Consider the following 23,674-nt stretch of genomic DNA (forward strand, 5'->3'; position numbering starts at 1 on the left):
CGCGCGCTTTCACGTCTAGCCCCAGCTTGTCGAGCGCGGTCAACACACCGCGGCACGCCTCGCTATAGGGAGATCGGTTGATGAAAAGTTCCTTCCAGATAAAACCGGCCTGGGCCTGTTTGTCCATTGCCCAGAAGTCATCATAGGGGATACGCGTGGCCCGCAGGACCTCGGCAATCAAGTAGTGATACGTGAGCAGTTCATCTACGCCATACAGCAAGAGCGAACCGAATGGTGGCGCGTAGAGATGCGTGTGGATATCGGTTACCGGAGTCGTCGCGACGATCCGCGCGACAGCCTCGCGCAATTCCGCAATGTCCTTGCGACCGTATTCTACCTTGCTCGACTCCGTTGACTTGCCACTCATGGTAACGCGAACTCTCCTCGGTTATGCCGTGACTAAGGCAGCTATCGAGGGTGTATCACCCGAGTACAGGGGATGTCAATTTGCGGATTGCAGAGTTCACATGCTTTGGAGTCGCTAAAACGTCACCGCAGCGACGATTAGCATTCCAAATCCCATGCCGAGCTTTGCGAAGACTCCTGCCACTTTGCCCAGCGCCGCGCCAAGGCCGGTCCACAATGCTTGGCCTACCTTCTTTTCCATCTGGATGTATTCGTAGAGGGTAGCCCCAAGAAACGCGCCCAGGCATGCGCCAATTAGAGTGCCGACCAGGGGAACAGGGATGAGTGGGGTGAAGAGGATTGCGCCCAGGATGCATCCGACAAGTGTTGCGACAATTGTCCCTTTGCTTCCGCCGAACTTTTTCGCGCCATAACCGGCGGCGACGGTCTCAAGCACTTCGCCCGCGATGGCCAGTACCAGCATGATGGCCAGGCCTTGCCACCCGAAGTAGGTGAAACCGCTGAACCCCCACGCGCATGCCATGGCCGCCAGGATGACCCAATTGCCGAAGAGTCCAAGCAGGTCCAGCACCAGCCCGGTCAGAATCGCGAGTCCGAACACAATCCATCCCAATACAACAAGCACCGTCATCAACACAGAACGATTCCTCTTAAGTTATGCGTATCCGGCTTCGGCGAGATAGCCCCGCAAGGTGATAGCCGCCGCGCGCATTTCCTCCAAAATGGCGTCGCGCGACGACACTTTGTATTCGAAGTGCAACGATAAGGGTCCTGCGAATCCGGCCGCGCGCACGATCTTGAGCATATCCACGGTTTGCACGCAGCCCTTGCCCAATGGGCCCCATTTCGGCTCGCTGTTTTCCCAATCGAAATCCTTGATCGACATCATCTTCACGTGGGGCGCCATCAGTTGCGTGTTCGCGCGCCACGCTCCGGCCGCGCCCTCCGCCATGGCGTGACCCACATCGAAATTCGATCCGATGCAGTCCATGCCGATGGACGTAATCATGCGATGAAGATCCCACAGCGGACCGCCCACGTTGTACGCACCCGAATGGTTGTGATAGCCGCCGACCATGTTGCACGCGGCCAGCACTTCTCCGAGACGCTTCACTTCGCCTGTAAATGCATCCAGTTCTTTAAGGATATCGCCGTTCTCGGTGTATTTGTGGTTGCCGATGCGCGCATAGCGGATTCCAAGTTTGGACGCCGCTTCCAGAATCGGTTTAGCATCCGGATCGTGTCCGCTTTTCAGACCGGTTGTAATCATGTTAACGTCCACGCCTTCCGCGCGAATCGCCTCCACGGCGCGCGGGAGATCCGCTGCCACCGTGCCGGGTTCAACATGGCCACCCGCACGCACGGTCAGGTCCAACCCATCCACGCCGATGGCCTTGGCCGTCTTCCCGAGTTCCGAGTAGTCCTCGATAAAGTGCAGGTGCTTTGAAAACACACACACCGGCAGCAACGTCGTCTGGGCCGCCGCCGGCTTCGTGAAAGCCATCGCGGCGCCGGCCGCCGCTACCGTGGTCAAGAACTGACGGCGTGTCGTCTCGATCATCCACCCTCCTTGGGCTGCACACGCAGCCGGACCGGCGCTTCGGGCGTCACCGAGACAGGGATACCGTTCCTGAGCTGCTCGCCCGTTAAGATGCCGGAATCAATGGTAAAGGTTGCATTGGGAGTTGCGGTAAACCACTCCGGGAACTGATTCAGACGCGGGTAGTCCCACGGCATGTGTAAGTTCTCGGAATGACGCGGTTTATCGAAGCGAAGCTGCCCCTTCCACGGCCAGTCGGACTCGATGACGACGTAGAGTGTGCCGTCATCTGCCCGCACGGCGCCCAGCCGAAGGTCCGCGCGCCACGGTTCTAACCACGTGCCTTGGCTCTTCCACAGCGCGTACATAAGCGCCGTGCGCGCGAAGTTTCCGTCGCCGTGCCAGCCCTCGATGACGCCGGTGTCGCGTGGTTTGGCAAGCAATTTCTCCGCCGTGAATTCCGCCCACTCGATGGCCTCGGGGATGGGCATGCGATTGATCAGATTGATGCCGCCTTCCAGAGAATCGGCATACCCGTCCGAACCGCCGTTTTCCCAGAGGTATTCTTTGTTCTTGGGGAGATTCGTAAGAACGAACTTCACCGCGTCGCGATATTTCTCTTCCTTGTCGACCTCGGCCACGACGAGAAACGCGTTGTAGTTGTAGCCCCAATTGTCCGTGCGGTCTTCCGACTTCACCTTGCCGGCCTTCGGATCGATCAGGCTAAAGAGCAGGCCGGTGTCGTCGCGTCCGACTTCGAGTATCCGATCAAGCATGCGATGCATCTCGGGCTGCCACGCTTTCAGCTTTTCGGGGTCCGTCTTCGAGGCGATGTAGTACGCCTCGGAAAGCCCGTTGACGACCTCGCAGCCATGATCGTCCAACCTCAATTCGTCGGCCTGCGCGGGCGGATGGTGCAGAAGGAAGTAATCACCCAATGCAAAAACGTGCTGGCGATAGACATCGTTTCCAGTCATCCAATACATGCGCGAATAGCATTGCAGCAAGTCGCCGCAAACCTCATGCGATGTAGATGGCATCGCGCCCGACTCCGTTTGTTCGATGCTGTTCTTCCAGATGTCATCAAGCATTGCGAGCATGCGATCCGACCACGGCGATGGCCCCAGGAGTTCCGTGATGGGAATGAGCCCGTCTTTCGCGTATTCGCTCGCGCCGAAAATGATGTCTTTCATATCGGGCTGTGGAGTCAGAAAAGTCCTCGTCACGAAATCGTACGTGTCTGGCAGGCGGTCGACACGGTTACAGACGCGCTGTTCGGTCGCGAGCATGTCTTTCATGCGCCCTTCAAACATCGGACGGTTCGTGAAATACGTCGAGAGCACCATGAATGGATAGTTGTCCGCGGCGGAGTCTTTTGCATTCCAATAGAAATCCTTCGACAGATTGCGCGGAATCAACCCCGTCTCCGGGTCCGCGTGCTGAAGCCAGCCGTCCACAAATCGCCAACAACCTATCAAGGCGCGGCGCGCCTTCTCGCCGTTCTCCGCTGCCTGTTGCCACGGGTCCTGGGCTCGCGCCACGGTGGCAACAACGAGCGCGACGATGATCGCCGCGATTGCATTTCGCCGAACAGTCATGACTTCTTTCTCCCTGTTCTTGCCTTTGTTTTAGTCTTGGTCTTTGCCTTGGCCGTTGGCTTCGCCTGGGACTTTGCCTTGTTCTTAGCTGCTGGCCGCACTTTTGTGGCGCTTCGAGCCGCGGTGGCCTTTGCAGCCGTCTTCTTTGGAGCGGACCCCCGTTTCTTCGGCGTTGCAGTGCGGGCATCCGCGGAATGCGCCTCCGGCGCTTGCATGCGAATAGGATGCGCTTGAATCCACTCGACGATGGGGCGCTGCACCTCTTCGGCATTGTGGGTCGATACCGCCAGATCGATGTGGTTGTAGTCGGCGGAATATCCGTTCTCTTTAGAGAGCACCAACATCTTCTTGTCTGGATTAGGAAGCGCGTCGAAGAACGCGCGCGCCCGATTCTGCGGAATAAACGGATCGGACCGCCCCAACACGATGAGCAGTGGAGTCTGCAGCTCGTGCAAACGTGCTTGCACGTCAAGCGCTCCATCGCACATGGTCCATGTCTGCGTGGACGCCCAATGGTTCATTTGCCCGCCGATGAGCGGAAGCGGCAATTCCATGGCGTGGTAGATTTCGGCGGTGCCGATGCGTGGATCGGTATTGTCCCAATCGATTGGAAGCCAGCGGTATTTATACACCCGCTTGTTGAGCAGCGGCGCGAGCGCCTTGAACGAATTTGCCATGAATCGGTGAACGTACGGGGCAATCGCCACCAAAAACGAATGACTCTTGTGTCGCACACCGGCAAACCCGATGGGCGCGCCGAGTGTCACCGCGCTGGCAACCCGCGCATTGCCAAACTGCAATTCGTAAGCGTAGAGCAGCATGCCGCCCATGGAATGGCCGACCCAGTGCACCTTGTCGTAGCCCGTCGTCTTTGCGATGTGACCGAGCGCCGCCGGGATGTCGCGCAATAACAAATCGTCGACTGTAGCCTTAAGCCGGTTGACACCCGGCGCGGGCACCGCGGACCGGCACGCGCGCAAATCAACGATCCAGCAATCGTACCCGGCCTCCACCAGTGCGTCGCTGATAGAAGCGTGCGGCGGCAGCATGAAATTGAAGTGGTTTGTCGCCAAGCCGTGGCACAGAAATACCGGTTCTCCACCGCCACCGGCCGGCCTGCGCCGGTGCAGAAAGAGGGTCCAACCGTCTTCCGTAACGACCGTGTGGATTTCCGCGGCCAACACCGGCTCGTGACACCGATCATGGAGTGCGCTCAGGTAGATGTGAAAGGCGAGACCGGCTGATACCAAGGCCAGAGCTATCGCGAGTACAACAATCGCTACGGTCATGAAGACTCTCCCTGCGGCCGCACCGCCGCAAGATACGTCAAAATCGACTCCGCCAGCTTCGCGTTGAATCCCGGGAGGGCTGCAATGTCCTCTACGCTGGCGCTTTGGACTTTAGCCAAGGAGCCCAGCCGGTTCAACAAAACCTTGGCCTTCTTTGGACCCACCCCGGGGATATTCGTCAGCAACGTGGCCAGCGTGGATTTGCCCCGGCGTTTGCGATGATACGTAATCGCGAACCGGTGCGCCTCGTCGCGGATTCGCGCCAGGTACAACACAACCGGCGAGTTCTGGGGCAGAATTACAGGATTGGAGCGCCCCGGCAAAAAGAAGCGTTCCGGCGAATGACCGCCGTCTTCCAGCGCGCGTGACTTGGCAATGCCCACCGCGTCGAGATCCTCGATGCCCAGGTCTTTCAACACCGTCGTCGCGACGCCAAGCTGCCCCTTGCCGCCGTCAATAAGCACCAGGTCCGGCAAATCGCTTTCCTCGATAGCGCGCTTGAAGCGGCGAAGCAGAATCTCGCGCATCATCGCAAAGTCGTCTTGGCCTTCCACCTGCTTCACGGCAAAATGGCGATACCGGTTCTTCGCTGCCGTGCCTCCCTCAAACACCACCATGGAGCCGACAGCCATCGTGCCTTGAATCGTCGAGATGTCAAAGCACTCAATACGGTTGGGCTCTTTTCTCAGACTCAACTTGTCTTTCACTTGCGCCAAGAGGTCACGGTTCGCCTGATCGGCCAGCCGCTTCTCCTCGAAGCTGATCGCCGCGTTGCGCGAGGCCAGATCGGTTAGCGCGGTCTTCTCGCCTCGCTGTGGCCAATGCACCAACACCTTGGATCCGCGCCGCTCGGACAGGACTTCCGTCAACGCATCCACGTCCTCCAAGGGAAGCGGAATCAGGATCTCCGCGGGCGGTTCGGGCATCTCGGAATAGTACTGATACAGAAACGAGCTCAAGACCTCTTCGATGGGCGTCTCGCGTTGATTAAACGAGAACGAACGGCCACCGTTCATCTTCCCGCCGCGAAAATACAGGGCCTGCAATTCGACGTACCGCCCCTGCGTGTGGAATCCCCACACATCTTGGTCGGCACTGCCCTCGACACGCACGGCGCGTTGCCGCTCCAGGGTTTGCCGCAACGCGAATAGTCGATCGCGGAGTTGCGCCGCCTTCTCAAACTCGAGCGCTTCGGCGTGCTGCTGTATCCGCTCCACCATCAGTTTCTCGACTTCGGCGCTGCGGCCTTCCAGCATCATGAGAACCTGGCCGACGATTTCCCGGTAGCTTTCCTTGTCGATGAGATTCACGCACGGCGCGCTGCATTGCTTCATCTGGTAATACAGACATGGCCGCGCGCGGCTCGTAAGCACGCTGTCGGAACACAAGCGCAATGGGAAGATTCGTTGCACCTGCTTCATGGTATCGCGCACCGCGGAAGCGCTGGCATAGGGCCCGAAGTAGCGCGATCCGTCCTTACGCAAGTTCCGCGTGACGGTCACGCGGGGGTACGCGTGCTGCACGTTGACGCGCACGCTTACGTAACTCTTGTCGTCTTTCAAGCGGACGTTGTAGCGAGGCTTGTGCTCCTTAATAAGACTGTTCTCGAGCAGGAGCGCCTCTTTCGCGTTGCTGGTCACGAGGAAATCGATGTGCGCCACGCGCCGCATCAGGAACTTCACGGTGTAACGGCTGTCGCTCTCGTTGATATACGAGCGAACCCGCGCGCGCAGGTTGGCCGCCTTGCCCACATACAAAACGCGGTCCTCGGCATCGCGCATGAGATAGCACCCCGGGGACGTGGGTACGCGCGCCGTTTCGAACTGGGCGAGGAACTCTTCCGGGGTCCGCTCCCGGTTGGGCGAGGTCAGATCGAGCCGCTCGTGCTGGGTGACTTCCGGCGGGCCAGCCATGGTGTGGTTACTCCAAACCTGCCGCAGCGCGAAACAGCTCAAAACAACGGAAATTCCTCATCCCACGGGCTCCTGATCCTGCCAAGGCTAGACGCACATCTTAGCAGATTTCTGGCGTGTTCCGTGCGCGGCAATGACGGAAAGGGACTCTTGTTTCCGTCCGCGGATATAGTCGATCATTGGATTGTCTTCAATATCGGCGGCAACAAATATCGCTTGATTGCGTCGATTCATTTCAATCGATACAGAGTGTATGTTCGCCATGTGCTCACGCACAAGGAATACGATCGAGGAGCCTGGAAACAATGAGTGCCCGCCTGGAAAGTCTCAAACAACACTGGACCCCGCTTCGCACCGTGTTGACGATTCGCAATGAGCGTCAATACGACGTGGCCGTAAAGCATATGAACGAGCTTCTCGACGAGATCGGGACCAACGAGCGCCACCCTTTGTATGGATTGCTGGACACCTTGGGCACGCTGATCCACGCGTACGAAGAACAGCATTATACGCTGCCTGAGTGTTCGGGATCGGAAATGTTAGCGCATTTCATGGAAGAACACGGTCTGACCCAATCGGATTTGCCTGAAGTCGGATCGCAAGGTGTGGTTTCCGAGATTCTGAACGGAAAACGAGATCTCAATATCCGCCAAATCCGCGCGCTAGCCAAGCGCTTCCACGTCACTCCGTCCGTCTTCGTGTAGAGCGCGAACTCACCCTTCGGGACCTCCCGCAGCTCAAATCTCGGTAAGGTTGCCCCGTCTCCTCTTATCCCCACATCCCCAATAGCGTTTCATGGTGTTATGCCGCGCACCCCATGCTCCCGCGCCCAGGCGATTGGCGTCACCACAATCATTTCTTCCGGCCATGCCGTTGCATACGGAAAGTTCGTCGCCTTGGGCCCAAACCACGCCACCACATCGCGCGGGATATTCGCCGGAAACGTCTGCCATCCATCGGGAAAGCCGTCGGTCCAGATGAATAGGGCCTGCGTGGCGGAAGCCGTATCAGTGACTAGATTCGACGGCAAACTCGCACGCACTGCCGCCAGGCGTTCGTGGGTGATCGCGGGTGTGAAGATGCGCTCGTTTGGATGCGCATCGGCATACGCCAGCGCATCGCGCAGAAAGCGAACCGTGTTTCGGTCGCGTATCGTGCTGACAGCTTCCGCCTGCCACACCACGCTTGCGATCACTGCCGCGCTGCACGCCGCCGCCAGCGCGCCTCGCCACACCTTGTTGCTCCACATTGCCCACAACGCGCCTACGCCCATCGCCGCGCACACCGCCAGAAACGGGGCCGCCAAGGTCAGGTTGCGGACGAACATCACGCGCTGCATTGTGAAATACAACGTGTAGAGCACCGGCAGTGCAATATACAGCGCGGCAATCTTCGGCGTCTTACGCAACGCGCAGATGGCGCCAGCCACCGACAACACGAAAAACGCCGACGCAATCGCCTTGTAGGGCGACAGCATATCGAGCGTGTCGTAGCGCAGAATCTTCATGAAATGCTGCGGCCCTGGCGCGACGGTATGCCCGAAGTGTCCGCCTTTGTAGTGTTTGAACTCGTAGGAAACATTCCCGATGAACTTAATCGGTTCCAGCACCGTGCCCGGCGTTATGACCAAGTATGCGGCGGCAAACGTCACGCCCAGCAACACCAATCGCGTCGCGCGTTTCGCCCAATCTCCGCGCCCGGACCACGTCATCGCGTCTGCCGCCAGCACGGGTAAAATGAGTAACCCGCCGGGATACTTTGTCGATGTCGCAAATCCCGCCGCAATGGCCGCCGCCCACAGCAACCAGCGTTGCGCGGGATACCGCAGATACGCCACGACCAGCAGCATGACCAGCGCGCCGAATTGCATCATCACCGCGTCGACGGCGATGTACCGAAGGTGATACCCCACTTCCCACGAGCTTGCCATCAGGCCCGCCGCCAGCAACGCCTCGCCCCACTTCCTGCGCCACACGAGCACAAGCAGATACACCCACACCACCGCCAGCGACGACACAAACGCGCTCACGACACGCGCCCGCAGCGTGTAGCCCTTCGTATGAATCTTCTCCAACGCAATCGGTTTCAGCGCGTCGATGCGTTCGCGTCCCAGCCCCGGATTCTGCGCGAGCGTTGCCGTCGCGTCCGGCAGCAGCGCCGCCAGACACAGCGAATACAGCATCGACGGATAGTTGTAGAACCCCGGCAGCAGCACTTCACGATCGATGGTCCGTTCCACGCTTTCGATCATGTAGTGCTCGTCGAAGTGTTCGCCAAAATCGATTCCAGCAACGGCAATGCCCAACACAACCGCCCACGGAATCAGCACCGGGAGCACCATAGACAGGCGCAACGGCCTCTCGGACGATTCGGCTTCTGGAATCGACATAGTGCGGTGTATCCCCTGCGTTCAGCGCGCCGGCTCGAGCGGGAGGCCATACTGCTTGGCCAGCGCTCGAAATCCCGACTTCTCTTGGACCGAAGAGAGTTTACTGTCCAGCGCGAGAGAAATCACAGCATCGGTACCTTCTACGCGCAGCACCAGCAGCGCAAACGCCAGCAACACCTCGCTCTCCTTGAACTCGCAGTGGTCGTAGCGCACCACGGGGATATGGGTGTATTGCGATGCGCTGCCCGTGCGCAACGTCTTCGCGCGGTACGCGGCCATGTGCGTGTACGGCACCTGCGGGTCCCACAGCGTGTGTATGCTTACCAATGGACGCTCCAGCCGGCCGGACGTTTGGTAATGCGCGGCGATCTCATCCAATGCCGAATCACTCGCCGAATACCGCGCAATCTCTCTGTTTAATCGAAACGTCCCGGGCACTCCGCCATAGCGGCGGGACTGGTTATCAAAGGGCAGTCCTCCGAGCTTTGCAGTTGCATCGTTGGTTGCGAATACGTTGTACCACAGCAAGTCCTTCAGCGAATTCTCCAGCGATGCGCGGTAATCGAGCATATCGAACGGTGTGTGCGTCAACGCAACAAGTTGGCGCAGTTTGCGGGCATTGTTGGGATCGAACAACGCCGGACGCACGGTGTCCTCGTAATAGCTCCCCCACGAATCGATGAGCCACGCCGGTACATTCTCGACGCTTCCAGGCAGAAGCCCTGGAAAGTAGTAATCCAGCGCGACGCGGAAATCACCGAACCAACGCATCTGAATCGTGAAGTCGCCAATGGGTCCGCACGCGCACACACCGCCGTCGAACACGTCGGGATAGTTCTCGACCGCGAGCGCCGTCACCAGCCCGCCCTCGGACACGCCCACGATGTATACCGGACTCGGCGCACCGTACTGCTCCGTGAACACGTCCACGAGATCGACAACGTCAGCTAGGCCTTCCTTCACCGCAAGCCCGTTCACGCTGTAGCTCGTCACCGCGAACGCATACCCCAACCCGGTGATGATTTCGGGCACGGAGATGCCCCCATCGAATTCGAGTTGATCTTCGGGGATTCCAAACGGTTCGTTGAAGGCCATGTACCCGTGCGCGTAGACGATCAGCCCGCCGTTCCATTCCCCCTCGGGCGGCATGCAGATGCGGTAAATGGCCCCGCTATCCTGCGTCCCGTCCGGGCCGCAACCGCAGCACGGTTCCTCGGCAACACCCCACGCCGCCAGGACTGCAACGGCAAAGATTACACGACACAAATAGTGCTTCGTGGTCATCGAACAGCCCTCGTTCCGCAGATGTTCAGTCTAGCACGAGGCTCACGTTTCGACCAGACCTTATCTCTCAGTCCGGCGGCACCCGTACTCGCTGCTTCTGCAACTCCAAGTTGTGGCAGGCTCTCCTGATCCGCCGCGGCGGACCACTCCGCCGCCACACGTGTCGGCATGCGACCGTAAGGTCTCCCCGTGCTCGCTTCTGTTGTCATCGGAATGCCAGAATACCCCGTCTTGTTCAGTGTATGTTTGAAGTGGAAGATACCCATGATCCCAGTCTCATCGATCCGCCGTGCGCACCGTATTTCGGTGCAGATAGTCATAGCCACGATACTCATCGCCGTGATTGCCTACGCGGTACAAGGAGCCGAGCAACCCGTGCCCGAGTCATCCGTCAACACGTATTTGTCCCTCGGCGAGCACTCCGTGGAAGTCATCGACCTGCCTCTCCTGCTCGATGAATCGCGCAACCACAAACTCCCCGTGCGCGTGTACACCCCCACGGACGGCGGACCTTATCCCGTGATCCTCTTTTCGCACGGCGCGGGCGATTCCAATGAGACTGCCCCGCACCTGTTGCGCCATTGGGCGGGCCACGGCTACGTCTGCGTGATCACCACGCACGGTTACGAAGAAGGCCGCATCCTTCAACGCAGTGTCAGCAAGCTCGTGAAGGACATGCGCCGCCCCATCGAAATGGGCACGGCCGCGTGGTCCGACCGAATCCGCGATATTACGTTCCTCATGGATAACTTGAGCCGGTTTGACGAATACGCGCCCGCGCTTAAAGGCAAGATCGACGCAACGTGCATCGGCATGGCAGGCCATTCCTACGGCGCGTTCACAACGCAACTCATCGCTGGCGCGGAACTGACTGATCCCGTCACCAGCGTCCCTGCCACCTACGGCGACCCGCGCCCACGCGCCTTTATCTTGTTATCCGGCCAGGGATGCGACCCGCTGGGCCTTACCGAGAGTTCCTGGAAGAAGATTACGCGTCCCATGCTCGTTGTCAGTGGTTCGCGCGACCCCTCGCCGCAACTGGACCCGGGCATCTGGCGTACGGAGCCTTACAAATTTGCGCCCGAAGGGGACAAGTACTGCCTGTATATCCAGGGCGCCAACCACCTCTCGTATATTGGCCCTCTCTTCGACATACCCATGCCCGATCCGCTTAATCCCAGTGCATTTCGCTCGGCTTGGCGCACAGTTCCGAAGACGCTGGCCCGCATGGACGCGGGCTTTGACCAGGGTGGTATCTTCCAATACACGCGAATCGCCACCACCGCGTTTTGGGATGCGTATCTCAAGAACGACGAGACGGCAAAGTCCTTCTTGCGCTCTGAGGCCTTGCGCGACTTCGCCCAGAATCGCCTCGATTGGGAATGGAAATGACCAAGGCTGCCGTTGCATCGAACGCCAGCATCGTATGGTTTCGGCACGACCTCCGTCTCGAAGACAACCCCGCGTTGCATGCCGCCATAGGTCGCGGCGGGCCTGTCGTTCCCGTGTTCATCTGGGCGCCCGAAGAAGAAGGCGCGTGGCCCCAGGGCGCGGCCAGCCGCTACTGGTTACACCAATCGCTCGCTTCGCTCGACGCCTCGCTCCGCAAACTTGGCTCGCAACTGATCATGCGGCGCGGGCCATCCCTCGACACGCTGCGCTCCCTCGTCCGCGAAACCGGTGCGACTGCCGTCTACTGGAACCGCCGCTACGAGCCCGCGGCCATCGCTCGCGACGCCGCCGTGAAGTCGGCCTTGCGCGATGACGGTTTGACCGTCGACAGCTTCAACTCCACTCTCTTGGTCGAGCCTTGGGAAATCGCCACGAAGCAGGACAAGCCCTATCAAGTGTTCACGCCGTACTGGAGGACGTGCCTCGCGCAGCTCTCTCTGCCGGACGCTATCCGCGCGCCGAAGAAACTGGCCGTGCCCGCCGTCTTGCCAAGGTCCCTCGCTCTCGACGCGCTCCAACTGGAACCGTCCGTCGATTGGGCCGGTGGCATTCGTGCCGCGTGGACGCCCGGCGAATCGGGTGCGCGTGCGCAAGTAAAACGTTTCCTGGATGACGCCCTCGCAAACTACTCCGAGGGCCGCGACCGTCCCGATCAGACCGGCACCTCGCGTCTATCGCCCCATCTGCACTTCGGCGAGATCGGTCCCCGTCAGGTACTGCGCGCATTGATGCAGAGCGGCGTGTGGGATACGCGTTCCGGCACTGTGTCAGGCTCCGACAAGTTCGTCAGCGAACTCGGCTGGCGCGAATTCTCCTACCACCTGCTCTACCACTTCCCGCACACGGCCGAGCGCCCACTGAACACCGCCTTCGAGCGTTTCCCCTGGCGCGATGACCCCGAAGGTCTCGCCGCGTGGCAACGCGGACGCACCGGCTACCCGATCGTCGACGCGGGCATGCGCGAACTGTGGACCACCGGCTGGATGCACAACCGCGTCCGCATGATTGTTGCATCGTTTCTCACGAAAGATCTCATGATTCCCTGGCAGGCGGGCGCCGTCTGGTTTTGGGATACCCTCGTCGATGCCGACCTCGCCTCCAACACCCAGGGCTGGCAGTGGACTTCCGGCTGCGGCGCCGATGCCGCCCCCTACTTCCGCGTCTTCAATCCCGTTGGACAAGGCGAGCGCTTTGACCCGGAGGGCGCGTACGTTCGGCGGTGGGTTCCTGAGCTAAGCGGAATGCCTGCGAAGTGGATTCACAAACCCTGGGAGGCGCCCGCAAGTGTTCTCGCGGAAGCCGGTGTTACCTTGGGTTCAAAGTACCCCGCGCCGGTGGTTGATCATGGGGTAGTGCGTTTGAGGGCTTTGGCGGGGTATGAGACCATCCGGCGCGGAGGGAAGGGGTAAAATTATCGTCCTACGCTGTTTGCTAACGCGTACAACGTCGTCATGGAGGGCGCCTTGCTCGCCTGAAGCGAAAAGATCTCGATGAAACACGCTTCGGCGCATTCCGGGCAATACGAGTGACTGACGGCTCCGGTCACTTCTCTCGAAGGCTCAACCCACAACCGGCCTATCCGAACCTTCTTGCATTTACAACATTGAACCGTCATTCTACGACCCTCCTGCAACTTCTAATTTCTTTATCGGCAGGATCGCCATAGACTTTAGCGAATTTACGGATGGGTATACGGATGAAACTCCCCCACTTACCTCACGACCCAGTCTCCGAAGCCGATTGGTTTGAAGCCCTTATGAACCTTTGCCGGTACCTGCGCGGCCCCGATGGCTGCCCCTGGGACCGCGAACAGACCTCCAACGACTTTGCCCGGCACTCCGTCGGTGAGATGGAAGAATTCCTCGAAGCCTTGTCCGGCACCGACCATTCTCACGCCGAGGAAGAGTTCGGCGACACCCTTTTTGTGCTGTTGGCCGCCGGAGCCGCCGCCGAGGCCGAAGGCCGTTTCAACGTCCGCAACGCGCTCGAACGCGCCCACGAAAAGATGGTCCGCCGCCATGACCATGTCTTCGGCGACACCAAGGCCGCCACCCCCGAAGACGCCATCGCCGCCTGGGAACGCATCAAGCAACAAGAACGCGGCACCAAGTAGAATCGCACACATAGCTTCTGTCGAATTTGCCTTACCGCGAGCATTTGCGCACACTATTTACGTGCCCAGGCAATACGACAATGGAGTCTTTCCGTGCATTGTCCTCATTGCGGAAACCTTATCATCGCCGAGTTTTCGTTCAGCAAGTCATGTCCGCGTTGTGGTGCGCACCTTGATGCTTCGGCAGACAAATCAGCCTGCAAGGCTCCCGGCAACGCGCCACCACCCAGCACACAATCCAAGTCGAGCATCCACTCAACAGTGTCAAAGCCCGGTCGCACTCTAAAGTTGCGCTCATGTCTCGTGGCGACTGCGCTTGTCCCAGTTTTACTCATTCCTGTCTATATCGTTGGTTCGGGCTTCTGGCGCATGGCATCTGGCATTGAAGGGCGTGTGCGGTGGGAAAAATGTGTCAGAAACCTAAAATACCTTGATCTTGCGCTTCGTGTTTACGCCTTGGAAGATCCCATCAAGCGATACCCAACCTTGTCCTCCGATCCAGGCCGACTGATGTTTGACAATGTTCACGTACTAACGCGCCCCACGTCGGATACCCCTCGCGTCCGCGACACGGAAATGATGATATGTCCCTCGGGCTCTGACATGAGTCACGTCGAAGAAAATGAAGACAACCTGGAGTTCATGCTGAATGACCGAAGCTATTTCTATCTGGGGTATGCGGTTCAATCGGACGAAGATGTTGAGCGATTCATCACTGCGTACCGTGAGTCGATTGAAAAGGATCGCGGCTTTGAGGGCGATCTGACCGTTGACCAGGAAGGCGTAAAAGGTACAGTGTATCGGTTGCGTGATGGCATTGAGCGCAGCCTAACCTCGGACGGCAGCGACGGCGCGGCTTCTCGCCTTCGCTCTCGAATTCCCATCGTGATCGAGCGACCCGGCAACCACAAGCCGGGTGACGGCGCAAATGTCCTCTACATGGACGGTCATGTCGAATGGATACTCTATCCGGGCAAGTGGCCGCTATCGGAACGCACAATCCAGGCGTTGCAATCCATCGACACCGCGTCTTCTATCGAATAGTGCTCTGTCGGCCTGGCTGCGCCGTCGCCACACGTCTTCTCGCCGCACCCCTTTCATCTTCAAACTAAAATCAAAATCTCTTCCTTCTTCTTCATTTGAGGTCCGAAGCTCCGATATGCCACTATCTTGCTCTACGGTTCCTTAGCGGCGATATCGGCGTACTCCACTCACAATGCGGCGTGCCACCGAATCGCGTCTAGGAAACCTACCTAGCCCATTCTTTCCTTTTTTGGGGTTACATCATGTACCCGAGGTACAGAGTCGAATGGGCGTACGATTCTGATAAAGGACGACGCAGTGGATCTTTTTAAGTTCGCCGTTCAACACGATTGGGCCGTGCTTCTGCCCATCGCGGTATGCTCCATGCTCGCGCTCGGCGTCACCATCGAGCGGACCTGGTACTACATTTACAACAAACGCGTCCTGGGTGACGTGGGCGAGTTCATTTACGAATTGGAGCAGGAACTCGACAAGGGCATCGAGAGCGCCCGCGCGTTCGCCTCGCGAAAAGGGGGCGTCGTCGGTCAGGTCGCCGAAGAAGGCGCGCGAATCGCCGCGCAGCATCCCGACCGTTTCGAGACCATGTTTGACGTAGCCTCATCCCTTGCGACGCGCAAACTGGACCAGAACCTCTCCATCCTCGGGACCATCGCGACTATTTCTCCGTACCTCGGCCTCTTCGGAACCGTCGTACGCATTCTCTACACCTTCGGAGAGTTGGCCAAGACAACCGGTAACAGCACCCAAGACATCATGTTCGGTATTGGCTCGGCGCTTATCGCCACGGCCTTCGGCCTTGGCGTCGCCATTTTCGCGGTGACCGTTAACAACTACTTCCACACGGCGGTTGACCGGTTTTCAAACGACTTCGATCTCATCAAGCTCGTGTATCTTGGGGCGTTGGGCGTGGTCCCGAAGTCGGCCGATCGCCGAAAAGGCCGATTCTCCACCAGCGACGAAATCCGAATCTAACTTCCTATGGCTACGCGACAAAGCGGTAAGAAATCGCTGATTAGCGAAATCAATATCACGCCGCTCACCGACGTGTTCCTGGTCCTGTTGGTGATTGTGATCATTGCAGCTCCTGCAGCCACGAGCACCCGGCAAGACATCAAGCTGCCGGAGATCGCCAAGGGCGTCGGCCAGAATTCCGAATGGCCCACTATTGAAGTAGGCGCAGACGGAACGATGTACATGGATGGAGACTCCATTCAGGAAAGCGCCCTCGCGGAGCGCATCACGGCGCGCATCACCGACAAAAAAGAAAAGGCCATCGTCATCAGAGGCGACGCATCATCGCGAAGCAAAGCGGTTCTGTCCGTATTGCGCGCGGCACAACAAGCCGGTTGCGAACAGGCGTACATCATGGGCGTAGCCGGTGAAGAAGCGAATGCCTTGGCCATCCCTGCCGCTCCCGAAGCAACGCCGCCGGTCGCCAATCCCGAAAAGCCCGAGGCGCCGAAGACACCATGACCGGCAACAACTCGCCAAAGATAGAAGGCATCAACATCACGCCGCTCACCGACATCTTCCTTGTGCTGCTGATTATCATGATGGTCGTGGCGCCCATGCTGGAATACCGCGGACTCTCCGCGTCGCTCGTCAGCGACACGCCGTCCACGGAAGAAAACAAGGACAAAGAAAAGGAAGTCACCCTCGTCTCCATCGGTCCCGATGGAACGTTCACGGTCGAAGGCGAAGCAGTTACGTCACCCGACTTGCCCGCCGTTCTTGGACGTCAAGCCACGTCGCATCCCGACGGTGTACTCATCGAGATTCATCCCGAGGCCGCGCTTGAGTCACTCACGCGTGCCATGGATTCCGCGCAAGCCGCCGGTATCGCGAATGTTTCGCTGCTCGAGAAGACTCCCCCTCCCCCCGCCGAAACACCAAAGAAATAACGCTCGGTAGCGCCGCAGTCGAAACCGCGGCGTCAACGTAGTCCAGCCGATGCTCACCGAATATGCGCGAGAACCGAACGCGCGACGAGCGGATTGACCGAGAATGCTGGAAGTCCCAGTACCGCAACGACGGCTTTGCACAATCCCATCGGGTCGTCACCGTTTACATGCGTCAGACATTCCTGTACGGCACGGTCGATGGCTTCGATATACCCGAGTCCTTCTTGAATCGACTTTGTGACGTCGCCGCCAAAACGCGGAGCATCCCATGCGGACAGAAGCATGGAGGCGCTCTCAACGGCGAGCAGCTTCTGCAACGAAGCAATAGAACCGCTCACGTCCTCATAGATCGGCATCGCACCCGCTTGCGGAATGGCGTCACCTGATATCAGCGCGTTGTCCGGTTCGATGAACAAAGAAATCGAACCGCGCGAATGTCCCGGTGTGTGCAGCACGTGCGCACCAATACCCGCGCCAAGATCGAGCGTTTCTCCATCGGCGAGCGCGCGCGAGACTTTCACGGGCCCCGCAACCAATCCCTTGAATCCCGGAACTGGCCGCTCGCGATACTGCTTGTCCGTGTCCTCAATCCAATCGGCTTCCCCCGCATGCGCCCACACCTCGCAACCGCACGCCTCCACAAGCGGCAACGCCCCGCCAACGTGATCCGGATGCGAATGCGTGAGCAGCAGCGTCGAAACATCCCGGCGGCTCCTTCCCAGCGACTTGACGTACGCCAGAATGGCCTCCTCACTCCCCGCAACGCCGCTATCGACGACCGTTATCGTCTCTCCGACAACGAGATACACGTACACAGACCGCTCAATGGCCGCCCCCTCCCCAACGGGAATCGAAAACGGAATCTTCAAACCATGGATATGCTCCGAAATCTGCACGTGCCCCCCCTTGCGAATGCTTGCTCTTCTGGCATCCCCTCTCCAATGAACACTATCATGCGCAGTCTCGCACAGTCTCTCGACGTTCCGAATACACAACCCTACCCCTCCTTCGTTCGCCGCAGGCAACGATACTCCAATCTCGCTAGTGGCCCCCAGCCTGCGAAAAGAAAACGCGCGCCGCTCCTTACCATCCCGCTCGCGCCCCTTGACTTTCCCCCTGCAAACCCTTCAGTCTGTCTCCCGTTGCATCTCCTCAACTGCAAGGGAGGAGCCTCTGGTGGCACAGCATGATGACGCCGGGCAGCGTCGTGACTTCACGGAACCGCCGTATCCGCCCATCGGATACGCATGGTATGTCGTGGCGATCCTGCTCATTCTTTACATTCTCTCCTTCATCGACCGGCAGATTCTCTCTCTGTTGGTCGGACCCATCCGGAAAGACCTGGGCATCTCCGATACTCAGATGAGTCTGCTCATGGGGTTCTCGTTTGCCCTGTTCTACACCTTTTTCGGCATCCCCCTTGGGCGTCTCGCCGACTCCCGAAGCCGCCGCACCATCATTGCTCTCGGCGTTATGCTCTGGAGCATAATGACCGCGAGCTGTGGTTTCGTACGACAGTACTACCAGCTTCTTCTTTGCCGCATGGGAGTTGGGGTCGGCGAAGCCGCGCTGTCTCCCGCTGCCTATTCGCTCATCACCGACTACTTCCCGCGCCATCGCCTCGCCACGGCCATCAGCGTCTACGGCATGGGCATCTACGTCGGCTCGGGAATGGCCTACTTGCTCGGCGGATACGTCGTGCAAGTATCCGCCGGACAGGAATCCATCGATGTGCCCCTGCTGGGCGCGATGCGTCCCTGGCAGACGGTATTTCTGATGGTCGGCATCCCCGGCCTGCTGCTGGCCCTGCTCGCGTATACCATCGCCGAGCCCGTTCGCCGCGGGAAGCGCGCCCTCTCCGCGTCGGCCGCTTCGTCGCAGGCCGTGGCCCTGGGTCAAGTCGTCACCTACATCCGCCAGAACTTTTCCACGTTCTTCTGCCACAACATCGGGTTTGCGCTCCTGGCACTATCCAGCTACGGCGCTGCTTCCTGGGTACCCACCTTCTTTGTCCGCGTGCACGGGTGGACGCCCTCCCAGGCCGGAATGTGGTACGGCGCGATCGTGATGCTGTTCGGCTCCGCGGGCATTGTCTATGGCGGACGCTTGGCGGATCGCTTAGCCCAGAAGGGAAACGTCTCCGCCCGCATGGGATCTGGCGTTATCGCGGCCGTCGCAGGAATGCCATTTGCCATCCTCTATCCGCTTGTTCCCAACGGCAATCTTTCCATGCTTCTGTTAGTCCCCATGGTGTTCACGCTCGCCATGCCCTTTGGCGCAGCGCCCGCCGCTATTCAAGAAATGATGCCCAACTCCATGCGCGGCCAGGCTTCAGCCATATACCTCTTCGTCGTCAACCTTGTGGGTATGGGCATGGGTCCCACGGCAGTCGCACTGGTCACCGATTACGTCTTCCAGAACGACAATGCCGTCGGTTACTCGCTTCTGATTGTCGGGACCAGCACGGGCGTCGTGGCGGCCCTGTTACTGTTGGCCGGCCTCAAACCCTTCGAGCGCAGCATGCGCCACTTGCAGGCCTGGGAAGGCGAAGGGGCCTGAGCGCTACAAAATAGGCGACGACCGGCAAGGTTGGAGGTGGGAGCCGGTCGTCTTGGTGACGTGTGGGTGGTGTGTGCTCTGGTCAGTCAAGCGGAGGAGAGCTGACGGTGGGTGTGCTCCCGTCCGCGGTGAAGCGAATCACTCCGGATTCATCTACGAAATATTGGCGATACCCGGTCCGGCCCGGGGCCGTTGGAATGGCTGTGCACGTAAAGGCCGGCACTGTCGTCGCCGTGCCGTTCGTAACGGTCACTGTAAAGTTGTATCCCAATTTGAGTCCCGCGCCCAAGACCGAATCGACAAACCCCGGCGTCGCTCCGGTTCCGTCTGGATTGGCGAGTTGGGTCAATGTTCCGTAGTCGCCGTCTCCATCGCCGTTCGTATCCACAAACGCAGCGGTACGAAACGCGATTTCTCCGGTTGATATCGTCCGAATTGCCCCGGATGCGCTTGCCTCGTTGGCACTCATTCGAGACCGAAGCAGGTTGGGTATAGCGATAGCCGCGATGATCGCGATGATCGCTACCACTATCATCAACTCAATCAGTGTGAAGCCCCTAGCCTGTTTCATCGCACTTCTCCTTACGTGCCCGGCGGAAGCTTCCGAGCCAAGCCGCCGTGCGTTCACTGCGCCAGTCCCCAGTAACTAGGCACGATCTGTGCCAACCCGGAACAGGTACGACTATCTCCTTGACATAAAATGCTTTGACTCGGATTACACGGAATCCAGGCTTTGCAAGCTTTCACAGATTCGCGACCAGACATGCCGGAAAGTGACAAAAAACGTCACCTGCTTTTGAGGGAGTATTTTGGGGAGTCTTATCGGGAACTGTGGAGCGCGCGCAACGCTTCCAGCGTCCGCTGGAAATCCGCAGGCGGATCGGCAGTAAAGGTAAGCCGTTCTTTGGAAACAGGATGCGTGAATCCAAGGCGTTCGGCGTGAAGGGCCTGTCCTTCGAGCGCGTTGAGCGCCTCCAGGAGTGAATCCGGCACGTCCCACTTCCCGAATTCAGTCACCCCATAAACCGGATCTCCCAGTACGGGGTGTCCTGCAAACCGCATGTGGACGCGAATCTGGTGCGTACGCCCGGTCTCCAAAACAAGCGACACCAGCGACGCCACGCGAAATCGTTCCAGTACCTCGAACCTCGTGATCGCGTCGCGCGCATTCACGCCCGTCACCGACATGCGACCCCGGTCATGCAGGCTTCGCCCCACCGACGCATTGATGCGCCCCACGTTCTCCTTGAACTCGCCGCGCACCAGCGCGAGGTATCGCCGGTCGAACGTGTGCTCACGCGCCTGCTCGGCAAGTCCCGCGAAGGCTACGTGCGACTTTGCAACGACCATCACGCCCGACGTGAAGCGATCCAACCGGTGAACGATGCCCGGTCGCCCAAGATCGTCCCCGGGCCGCTGGAAATCGGGGCAGTGGTACAGCACCGCATTGACCAAGGTGCCGTCGGAATGCCCCGGCGCAGGGTGAACCACCAATCCCGACGGCTTGTCAATCACAAGCAAATCCGAGTCTTCGTACAGAATGGACAGTGGAATTGCTTGAGGCGTTAGATCCGAACTGGGCGGCGTGGGAAGAATGGCCGTAACCCGCTCGTTCGCGGCCACCGTCCTGCCGGGTTTCTTGCAGACGACGCCATTCACCTCGACAAGCCCGTCCTTGATCAGTTTCTGAATAATCGAACGCGACACGTCTTCGATGGCGCCCGCCAGGTAGACGTCGAGACGTAGCCCCGCGTGGGCTTCAGTGGTCGTATCGTCAAATGTCGATCCCAACATGGGGGATGAATACTCCTGCTACGGGAAATGAAAAGCGGACATGACACCCGCGGAGACGCGCCGGATTTCTTTCTGCTCTTCGCGGCGTCAGTGCCTTTCCATGTAAGCCCAATCGTTCAAGGGTTCTACCGTAGCTCCCTTGATCCACAGAGGGTAGTTCATCTCCGGCCAGTATATGAGCTGGTCGTGGTAGGTGGATCCACGCGGCGTCTTTACCGAAAGCTGGTACTCCCGAAACGGGGTGCCTTCCGACGCCACTTCGTAATTGAACTTCGGATATCCGGGCGCGCCTGTGTACGGGATCTTGTCAATGTATGCGGGTACCAACGCATCGAGGCTCGGCGGCCACACACCCTGGTCAGCCTTGTATTGCTCGATAGCAGCCAGCAACGGTTGCGCGTTGAACGTTATACGCGAGAATCCTTCGTCTCGAAGGTGCAGAAACTTAGGTAATGCAATGTAACTACCCGCCGCCACCACGAAGATCGCCAGCGGAATCACGGCGAATCGCCGCAACCGGCGGAAGATGAGGCAGACGATGAGTGCAATGGGCGAACCTAGCAACAGGAGCAACCATCCTTGCCCGCACCGAAACCCGATGTCGAGTACATCCATCGCCAATTTGTGTCGATCCTCGGGCAAATCGAAAACCTGGAACCAGACTGCAAACTGGTACGTAATCGGGCTGAGTATTAGCGACACCACTATGGCAATGAGTAAGCCAACAACGGGGATTCCCTTCTTACGCGGAGCCGTCTCCGGCACCAAGGGAACGTCATTCGACGCTACTGAAGCCTCGTCCGTCATTAAAGTAGCCTTGCCGCGCGCTCAAATCCCGGCGCCAACGCTTTGTACGTGTCCTGATAGAGCGCAAACCAGGAATCGTAGACTGAAGCCAGCGAACCATTGGGCTCGCACGCGTCGACGACCGAAATGATAGCATCACAGGCTTCTTCAATCGATGTGTACATTCCCGTCGCGACCGTCGCCAGCAACGCCGCCCCGTAGGCCGGCCCTTCATCGATATTCGTCATGACCAACGGCGCTTTGTTGATGTCCGCCTGGATCTGACGCCATACCGCGCTCTTCGCGCCACCGCCCGACGCGCGCACCTGCTTAATAGGCACGCCCATCTCGCGCATGATCTCCAAGCTGTCCCGCATCGCAAACGCCACGCCTTCCAACACCGCGCGCGCCATGTGGGCGCGACCGTGCCGCAGCGACAGGCCGACGAACGCGCCCTTCGCGTACGGATCTTTGTGCGGCGTGCGCTCGCCGGTCAGATACGGCAAGAACGTCAGGCCTTCCGCGCCCGGAGCCACGGTGGCGGCTTCGGCGGTGATGTATTCATACGGATCGCGGCCCGTTTCAGACGCGACGGCCTTCTCGCTTTGGCATAGCGCATCCCGGTACCACCGCAGCGAACCGCCCGCACTCAACACCACGCCCATCACGTGCCACTTGCCCGGCACCGAATGACAGAACGTGTGCACGCGGCCTTGCGGATCCAAACTGACCTTCTCCGCGAACGCAAATACGACGCCGCTCGTGCCGACCGTCGACGAAATCACGCCCGGCCGCACGATGCCGCAGCCGACCCCGCCGGCGGCCTGATCGCCGCCGCCCGCCACCACGGGGATACCCGCCGGTAAACCCGTTTTGGCGGCTGCTTCCTTCGACAACGTCCCCGTCACTTCCGGGCCTTCAAATGCGCGCGGCACGAAATCCGCGGGGATGCCCAATATCGACATCAGTTCCTTGTGCCACGTCCGGTTCTTCACATCAAACAACAACGTACCCGACGCGTCTGCCACGTCGGTCGCAAACTCGCCCGTCAGCACAAAGCGAATGTAATCCTTGGGAAGAAGTACCTTCCGCACTTTCTCGAACACGGCAGGCTCATTGTCACGCAACCATAGAATCTTCGGCGCGGTGAACCCCGTCAGCGCCGGATTGCAGACCATCTCGATGAGCTTCTTCTCGCCGACCTTCGACGTAATGGCCTCACACTGCGGCGCGGTTCGCTGATCGCACCACAGCAAGGCATTGCGCAACACCTTGTTGTCGGCGTCCAGAAACACCGAGCCATGCATTTGCCCGGTCAGTCCGATGCCCTTTACATCAGACGGGTTCACGCCAGGCGCGGACGCCAGCCGCTTCAATGCTTCATACGCCGCCCGGACCCAATCTGCTGGATCTTGTTCGGCCCAGCCCGGTTTCGGGGTCAGCAGCGGATACTCCACCAGCGCGGAAGCGACCTGCTTGCCCTTCGCGTCGATCGCGACCGCCTTGGTCCCGCTCGTGCCGACGTCTACGCCAATGACGATGCCCATAATCCCCCTCCAGATTAAGGCGCCCGCATGCGCGGGGCCGGACTTGACCAAACAAAAACGCGCGGGGCCGAGTGTTCAGCCCCGCACGCAAATGCACTC

24 protein-coding genes are annotated in these 23,674 nt (G+C 59.3%); 10 read left to right on the forward strand and 14 right to left on the reverse strand.

Annotated features, from left to right (window positions below):
• The 6 genes from K1Y02_09090 to uvrC form a co-directional block, all read right to left on the reverse strand.
• Positions 1 to 367 (reverse strand): hypothetical protein (locus K1Y02_09090; protein ID MBX7256502.1); only part of this gene is annotated, 367 nt, incomplete at its 3' end.
• Positions 368 to 481: 114 nt separating this feature from the next.
• Complete coding sequence (locus tag K1Y02_09095) at positions 482 to 1,003, reverse strand: DUF456 domain-containing protein (GenBank protein ID MBX7256503.1); 522 nt, start codon at positions 1,001 to 1,003, stop codon at positions 482 to 484.
• An 18-nt stretch (positions 1,004 to 1,021) separates the two neighbouring features.
• Entirely contained in the window at positions 1,022 to 1,927 is a 906-nt protein-coding gene (locus tag K1Y02_09100; protein MBX7256504.1) for a sugar phosphate isomerase/epimerase, read from the reverse strand.
• A complete protein-coding gene (locus K1Y02_09105; GenBank protein ID MBX7256505.1) occupies positions 1,924 to 3,384 on the reverse strand; it encodes a hypothetical protein in 1,461 nt (486 codons plus the stop codon). Before K1Y02_09105 ends, K1Y02_09100 begins: the two co-directional genes overlap by 4 nt.
• A 116-nt stretch (positions 3,385 to 3,500) precedes the next feature.
• Positions 3,501 to 4,793, reverse strand: coding sequence for an alpha/beta fold hydrolase (locus tag K1Y02_09110; GenBank protein MBX7256506.1), 1,293 nt, complete (start codon positions 4,791 to 4,793; stop codon positions 3,501 to 3,503).
• Positions 4,790 to 6,706 carry an excinuclease ABC subunit UvrC gene (uvrC, locus tag K1Y02_09115; GenBank protein MBX7256507.1) on the reverse strand — a complete coding sequence of 639 codons (1,917 nt, stop codon included), beginning with the start codon at positions 6,704 to 6,706 and terminating at the stop codon, positions 4,790 to 4,792. Before uvrC ends, K1Y02_09110 begins: the two co-directional genes overlap by 4 nt.
• Positions 6,707 to 6,778: 72 nt before the next feature.
• Between uvrC and K1Y02_09120 the strand changes: the two genes are divergently transcribed.
• Both K1Y02_09120 and K1Y02_09125 read left to right on the forward strand, forming a co-directional pair.
• A complete protein-coding gene (locus tag K1Y02_09120) occupies positions 6,779 to 7,015 on the forward strand; it encodes a type II toxin-antitoxin system HigB family toxin (GenBank protein ID MBX7256508.1) in 237 nt (78 codons plus the stop codon).
• Positions 7,012 to 7,410 carry a helix-turn-helix domain-containing protein gene (locus K1Y02_09125; protein MBX7256509.1) on the forward strand — a complete coding sequence of 133 codons (399 nt, stop codon included), beginning with the start codon at positions 7,012 to 7,014 and terminating at the stop codon, positions 7,408 to 7,410. Before K1Y02_09120 ends, K1Y02_09125 begins: the two co-directional genes overlap by 4 nt.
• Before the next feature lie 89 nt (positions 7,411 to 7,499).
• On the opposite strand, the gene K1Y02_09130 is transcribed toward K1Y02_09125, so the two are convergent.
• Together K1Y02_09130 and K1Y02_09135 are read right to left on the reverse strand one after the other, a co-directional pair.
• The gene (locus K1Y02_09130) at positions 7,500 to 9,095 is read right to left on the reverse strand and encodes a phospholipid carrier-dependent glycosyltransferase (GenBank protein MBX7256510.1); all 1,596 of its coding nucleotides are present in this window, start codon (positions 9,093 to 9,095) and stop codon (positions 7,500 to 7,502) included.
• 21 nt (positions 9,096 to 9,116) lie between these two features.
• Positions 9,117 to 10,379 carry a prolyl oligopeptidase family serine peptidase gene (locus K1Y02_09135; GenBank protein ID MBX7256511.1) on the reverse strand — a complete coding sequence of 421 codons (1,263 nt, stop codon included), beginning with the start codon at positions 10,377 to 10,379 and terminating at the stop codon, positions 9,117 to 9,119.
• 264 nt (positions 10,380 to 10,643) lie between these two features.
• On the opposite strand from K1Y02_09135, the gene K1Y02_09140 reads away from it, so the two are divergent.
• Positions 10,644 to 11,771, forward strand: coding sequence for a hypothetical protein (locus K1Y02_09140; GenBank protein ID MBX7256512.1), 1,128 nt, complete (start codon positions 10,644 to 10,646; stop codon positions 11,769 to 11,771).
• Positions 11,768 to 13,240, forward strand: a complete 1,473-nt coding sequence (locus tag K1Y02_09145) for a DNA photolyase family protein (GenBank protein MBX7256513.1) — start codon at positions 11,768 to 11,770, stop codon at positions 13,238 to 13,240. Before K1Y02_09140 ends, K1Y02_09145 begins: the two co-directional genes overlap by 4 nt.
• A gap of 2 nt (positions 13,241 to 13,242) precedes the next feature.
• Here K1Y02_09145 and K1Y02_09150 read toward each other — a convergent pair whose 3' ends face one another.
• Positions 13,243 to 13,446, reverse strand: coding sequence for a hypothetical protein (locus K1Y02_09150; protein ID MBX7256514.1), 204 nt, complete (start codon positions 13,444 to 13,446; stop codon positions 13,243 to 13,245).
• Positions 13,447 to 13,527: 81 nt separating this feature from the next.
• On the opposite strand from K1Y02_09150, the gene K1Y02_09155 reads away from it, so the two are divergent.
• From K1Y02_09155 to K1Y02_09175, 5 genes are all read left to right on the forward strand, one after another.
• A complete protein-coding gene (locus K1Y02_09155) occupies positions 13,528 to 13,944 on the forward strand; it encodes a hypothetical protein (GenBank protein ID MBX7256515.1) in 417 nt (138 codons plus the stop codon).
• 603 nt (positions 13,945 to 14,547) lie between these two features.
• Entirely contained in the window at positions 14,548 to 14,988 is a 441-nt protein-coding gene (locus K1Y02_09160; protein MBX7256516.1) for a hypothetical protein, read from the forward strand.
• A 297-nt stretch (positions 14,989 to 15,285) separates the two neighbouring features.
• Entirely contained in the window at positions 15,286 to 15,960 is a 675-nt protein-coding gene (locus tag K1Y02_09165; GenBank protein MBX7256517.1) for a MotA/TolQ/ExbB proton channel family protein, read from the forward strand.
• Positions 15,961 to 15,966: 6 nt separating this feature from the next.
• A complete protein-coding gene (locus tag K1Y02_09170; GenBank protein MBX7256518.1) occupies positions 15,967 to 16,461 on the forward strand; it encodes a biopolymer transporter ExbD in 495 nt (164 codons plus the stop codon).
• A complete protein-coding gene (locus tag K1Y02_09175; protein ID MBX7256519.1) occupies positions 16,458 to 16,889 on the forward strand; it encodes a biopolymer transporter ExbD in 432 nt (143 codons plus the stop codon). Before K1Y02_09170 ends, K1Y02_09175 begins: the two co-directional genes overlap by 4 nt.
• A gap of 53 nt (positions 16,890 to 16,942) precedes the next feature.
• On the opposite strand, the gene K1Y02_09180 is transcribed toward K1Y02_09175, so the two are convergent.
• Positions 16,943 to 17,785 (reverse strand): MBL fold metallo-hydrolase, encoded by an 843-nt coding sequence (locus tag K1Y02_09180; protein ID MBX7256520.1) that lies wholly within the window; start codon positions 17,783 to 17,785, stop codon positions 16,943 to 16,945.
• Positions 17,786 to 18,125: 340 nt separating this feature from the next.
• Between K1Y02_09180 and K1Y02_09185 the strand changes: the two genes are divergently transcribed.
• Positions 18,126 to 19,448 carry an MFS transporter gene (locus K1Y02_09185; GenBank protein ID MBX7256521.1) on the forward strand — a complete coding sequence of 441 codons (1,323 nt, stop codon included), beginning with the start codon at positions 18,126 to 18,128 and terminating at the stop codon, positions 19,446 to 19,448.
• Positions 19,449 to 19,530: 82 nt separating this feature from the next.
• On the opposite strand, the gene K1Y02_09190 is transcribed toward K1Y02_09185, so the two are convergent.
• From K1Y02_09190 to xylB, 4 genes are all read right to left on the reverse strand, one after another.
• Positions 19,531 to 20,019, reverse strand: a complete 489-nt coding sequence (locus tag K1Y02_09190) for a prepilin-type N-terminal cleavage/methylation domain-containing protein (protein ID MBX7256522.1) — start codon at positions 20,017 to 20,019, stop codon at positions 19,531 to 19,533.
• A gap of 248 nt (positions 20,020 to 20,267) precedes the next feature.
• The gene (locus K1Y02_09195; protein MBX7256523.1) at positions 20,268 to 21,242 is read right to left on the reverse strand and encodes an RluA family pseudouridine synthase; all 975 of its coding nucleotides are present in this window, start codon (positions 21,240 to 21,242) and stop codon (positions 20,268 to 20,270) included.
• Between the two features lie 87 nt (positions 21,243 to 21,329).
• Entirely contained in the window at positions 21,330 to 22,049 is a 720-nt protein-coding gene (locus tag K1Y02_09200; GenBank protein ID MBX7256524.1) for a hypothetical protein, read from the reverse strand.
• Positions 22,049 to 23,575 carry a xylulokinase gene (gene xylB, locus K1Y02_09205; GenBank protein MBX7256525.1) on the reverse strand — a complete coding sequence of 509 codons (1,527 nt, stop codon included), beginning with the start codon at positions 23,573 to 23,575 and terminating at the stop codon, positions 22,049 to 22,051. Before xylB ends, K1Y02_09200 begins: the two co-directional genes overlap by 1 nt.
• Positions 23,576 to 23,674 lie beyond the last annotated feature (99 nt).

The sequence above is a fragment of the Candidatus Hydrogenedentota bacterium genome (genome assembly GCA_019695095.1).
Taxonomy (GTDB): Bacteria; Hydrogenedentota; Hydrogenedentia; order Hydrogenedentales; family SLHB01; genus JAIBAQ01.

Coding starts and splice junctions, on each gene's coding strand:
- K1Y02_09100 (MBX7256504.1), bottom strand. CDS start 1,927: ATGATCGAGACGACACGCCGTCAGTTCTTGACCACGGTAGCGGCGGCC.
- K1Y02_09110 (MBX7256506.1), bottom strand. CDS start 4,793: ATGACCGTAGCGATTGTTGTACTCGCGATAGCTCTGGCCTTGGTATCA.
- uvrC (MBX7256507.1), bottom strand. CDS start 6,706: ATGGCTGGCCCGCCGGAAGTCACCCAGCACGAGCGGCTCGATCTGACC.
- K1Y02_09125 (MBX7256509.1), top strand. CDS start 7,012: ATGAGTGCCCGCCTGGAAAGTCTCAAACAACACTGGACCCCGCTTCGC.
- K1Y02_09130 (MBX7256510.1), bottom strand. CDS start 9,095: ATGTCGATTCCAGAAGCCGAATCGTCCGAGAGGCCGTTGCGCCTGTCT.
- K1Y02_09135 (MBX7256511.1), bottom strand. CDS start 10,379: ATGACCACGAAGCACTATTTGTGTCGTGTAATCTTTGCCGTTGCAGTC.
- K1Y02_09140 (MBX7256512.1), top strand. CDS start 10,644: ATGATCCCAGTCTCATCGATCCGCCGTGCGCACCGTATTTCGGTGCAG.
- K1Y02_09145 (MBX7256513.1), top strand. CDS start 11,768: ATGACCAAGGCTGCCGTTGCATCGAACGCCAGCATCGTATGGTTTCGG.
- K1Y02_09150 (MBX7256514.1), bottom strand. CDS start 13,446: ATGACGGTTCAATGTTGTAAATGCAAGAAGGTTCGGATAGGCCGGTTG.
- K1Y02_09155 (MBX7256515.1), top strand. CDS start 13,528: ATGAAACTCCCCCACTTACCTCACGACCCAGTCTCCGAAGCCGATTGG.
- K1Y02_09160 (MBX7256516.1), top strand. CDS start 14,548: ATGAGTCACGTCGAAGAAAATGAAGACAACCTGGAGTTCATGCTGAAT.
- K1Y02_09170 (MBX7256518.1), top strand. CDS start 15,967: ATGGCTACGCGACAAAGCGGTAAGAAATCGCTGATTAGCGAAATCAAT.
- K1Y02_09175 (MBX7256519.1), top strand. CDS start 16,458: ATGACCGGCAACAACTCGCCAAAGATAGAAGGCATCAACATCACGCCG.
- K1Y02_09190 (MBX7256522.1), bottom strand. CDS start 20,019: ATGAAACAGGCTAGGGGCTTCACACTGATTGAGTTGATGATAGTGGTA.
- K1Y02_09195 (MBX7256523.1), bottom strand. CDS start 21,242: ATGTTGGGATCGACATTTGACGATACGACCACTGAAGCCCACGCGGGG.
- K1Y02_09200 (MBX7256524.1), bottom strand. CDS start 22,049: ATGACGGACGAGGCTTCAGTAGCGTCGAATGACGTTCCCTTGGTGCCG.
- xylB (MBX7256525.1), bottom strand. CDS start 23,575: ATGGGCATCGTCATTGGCGTAGACGTCGGCACGAGCGGGACCAAGGCG.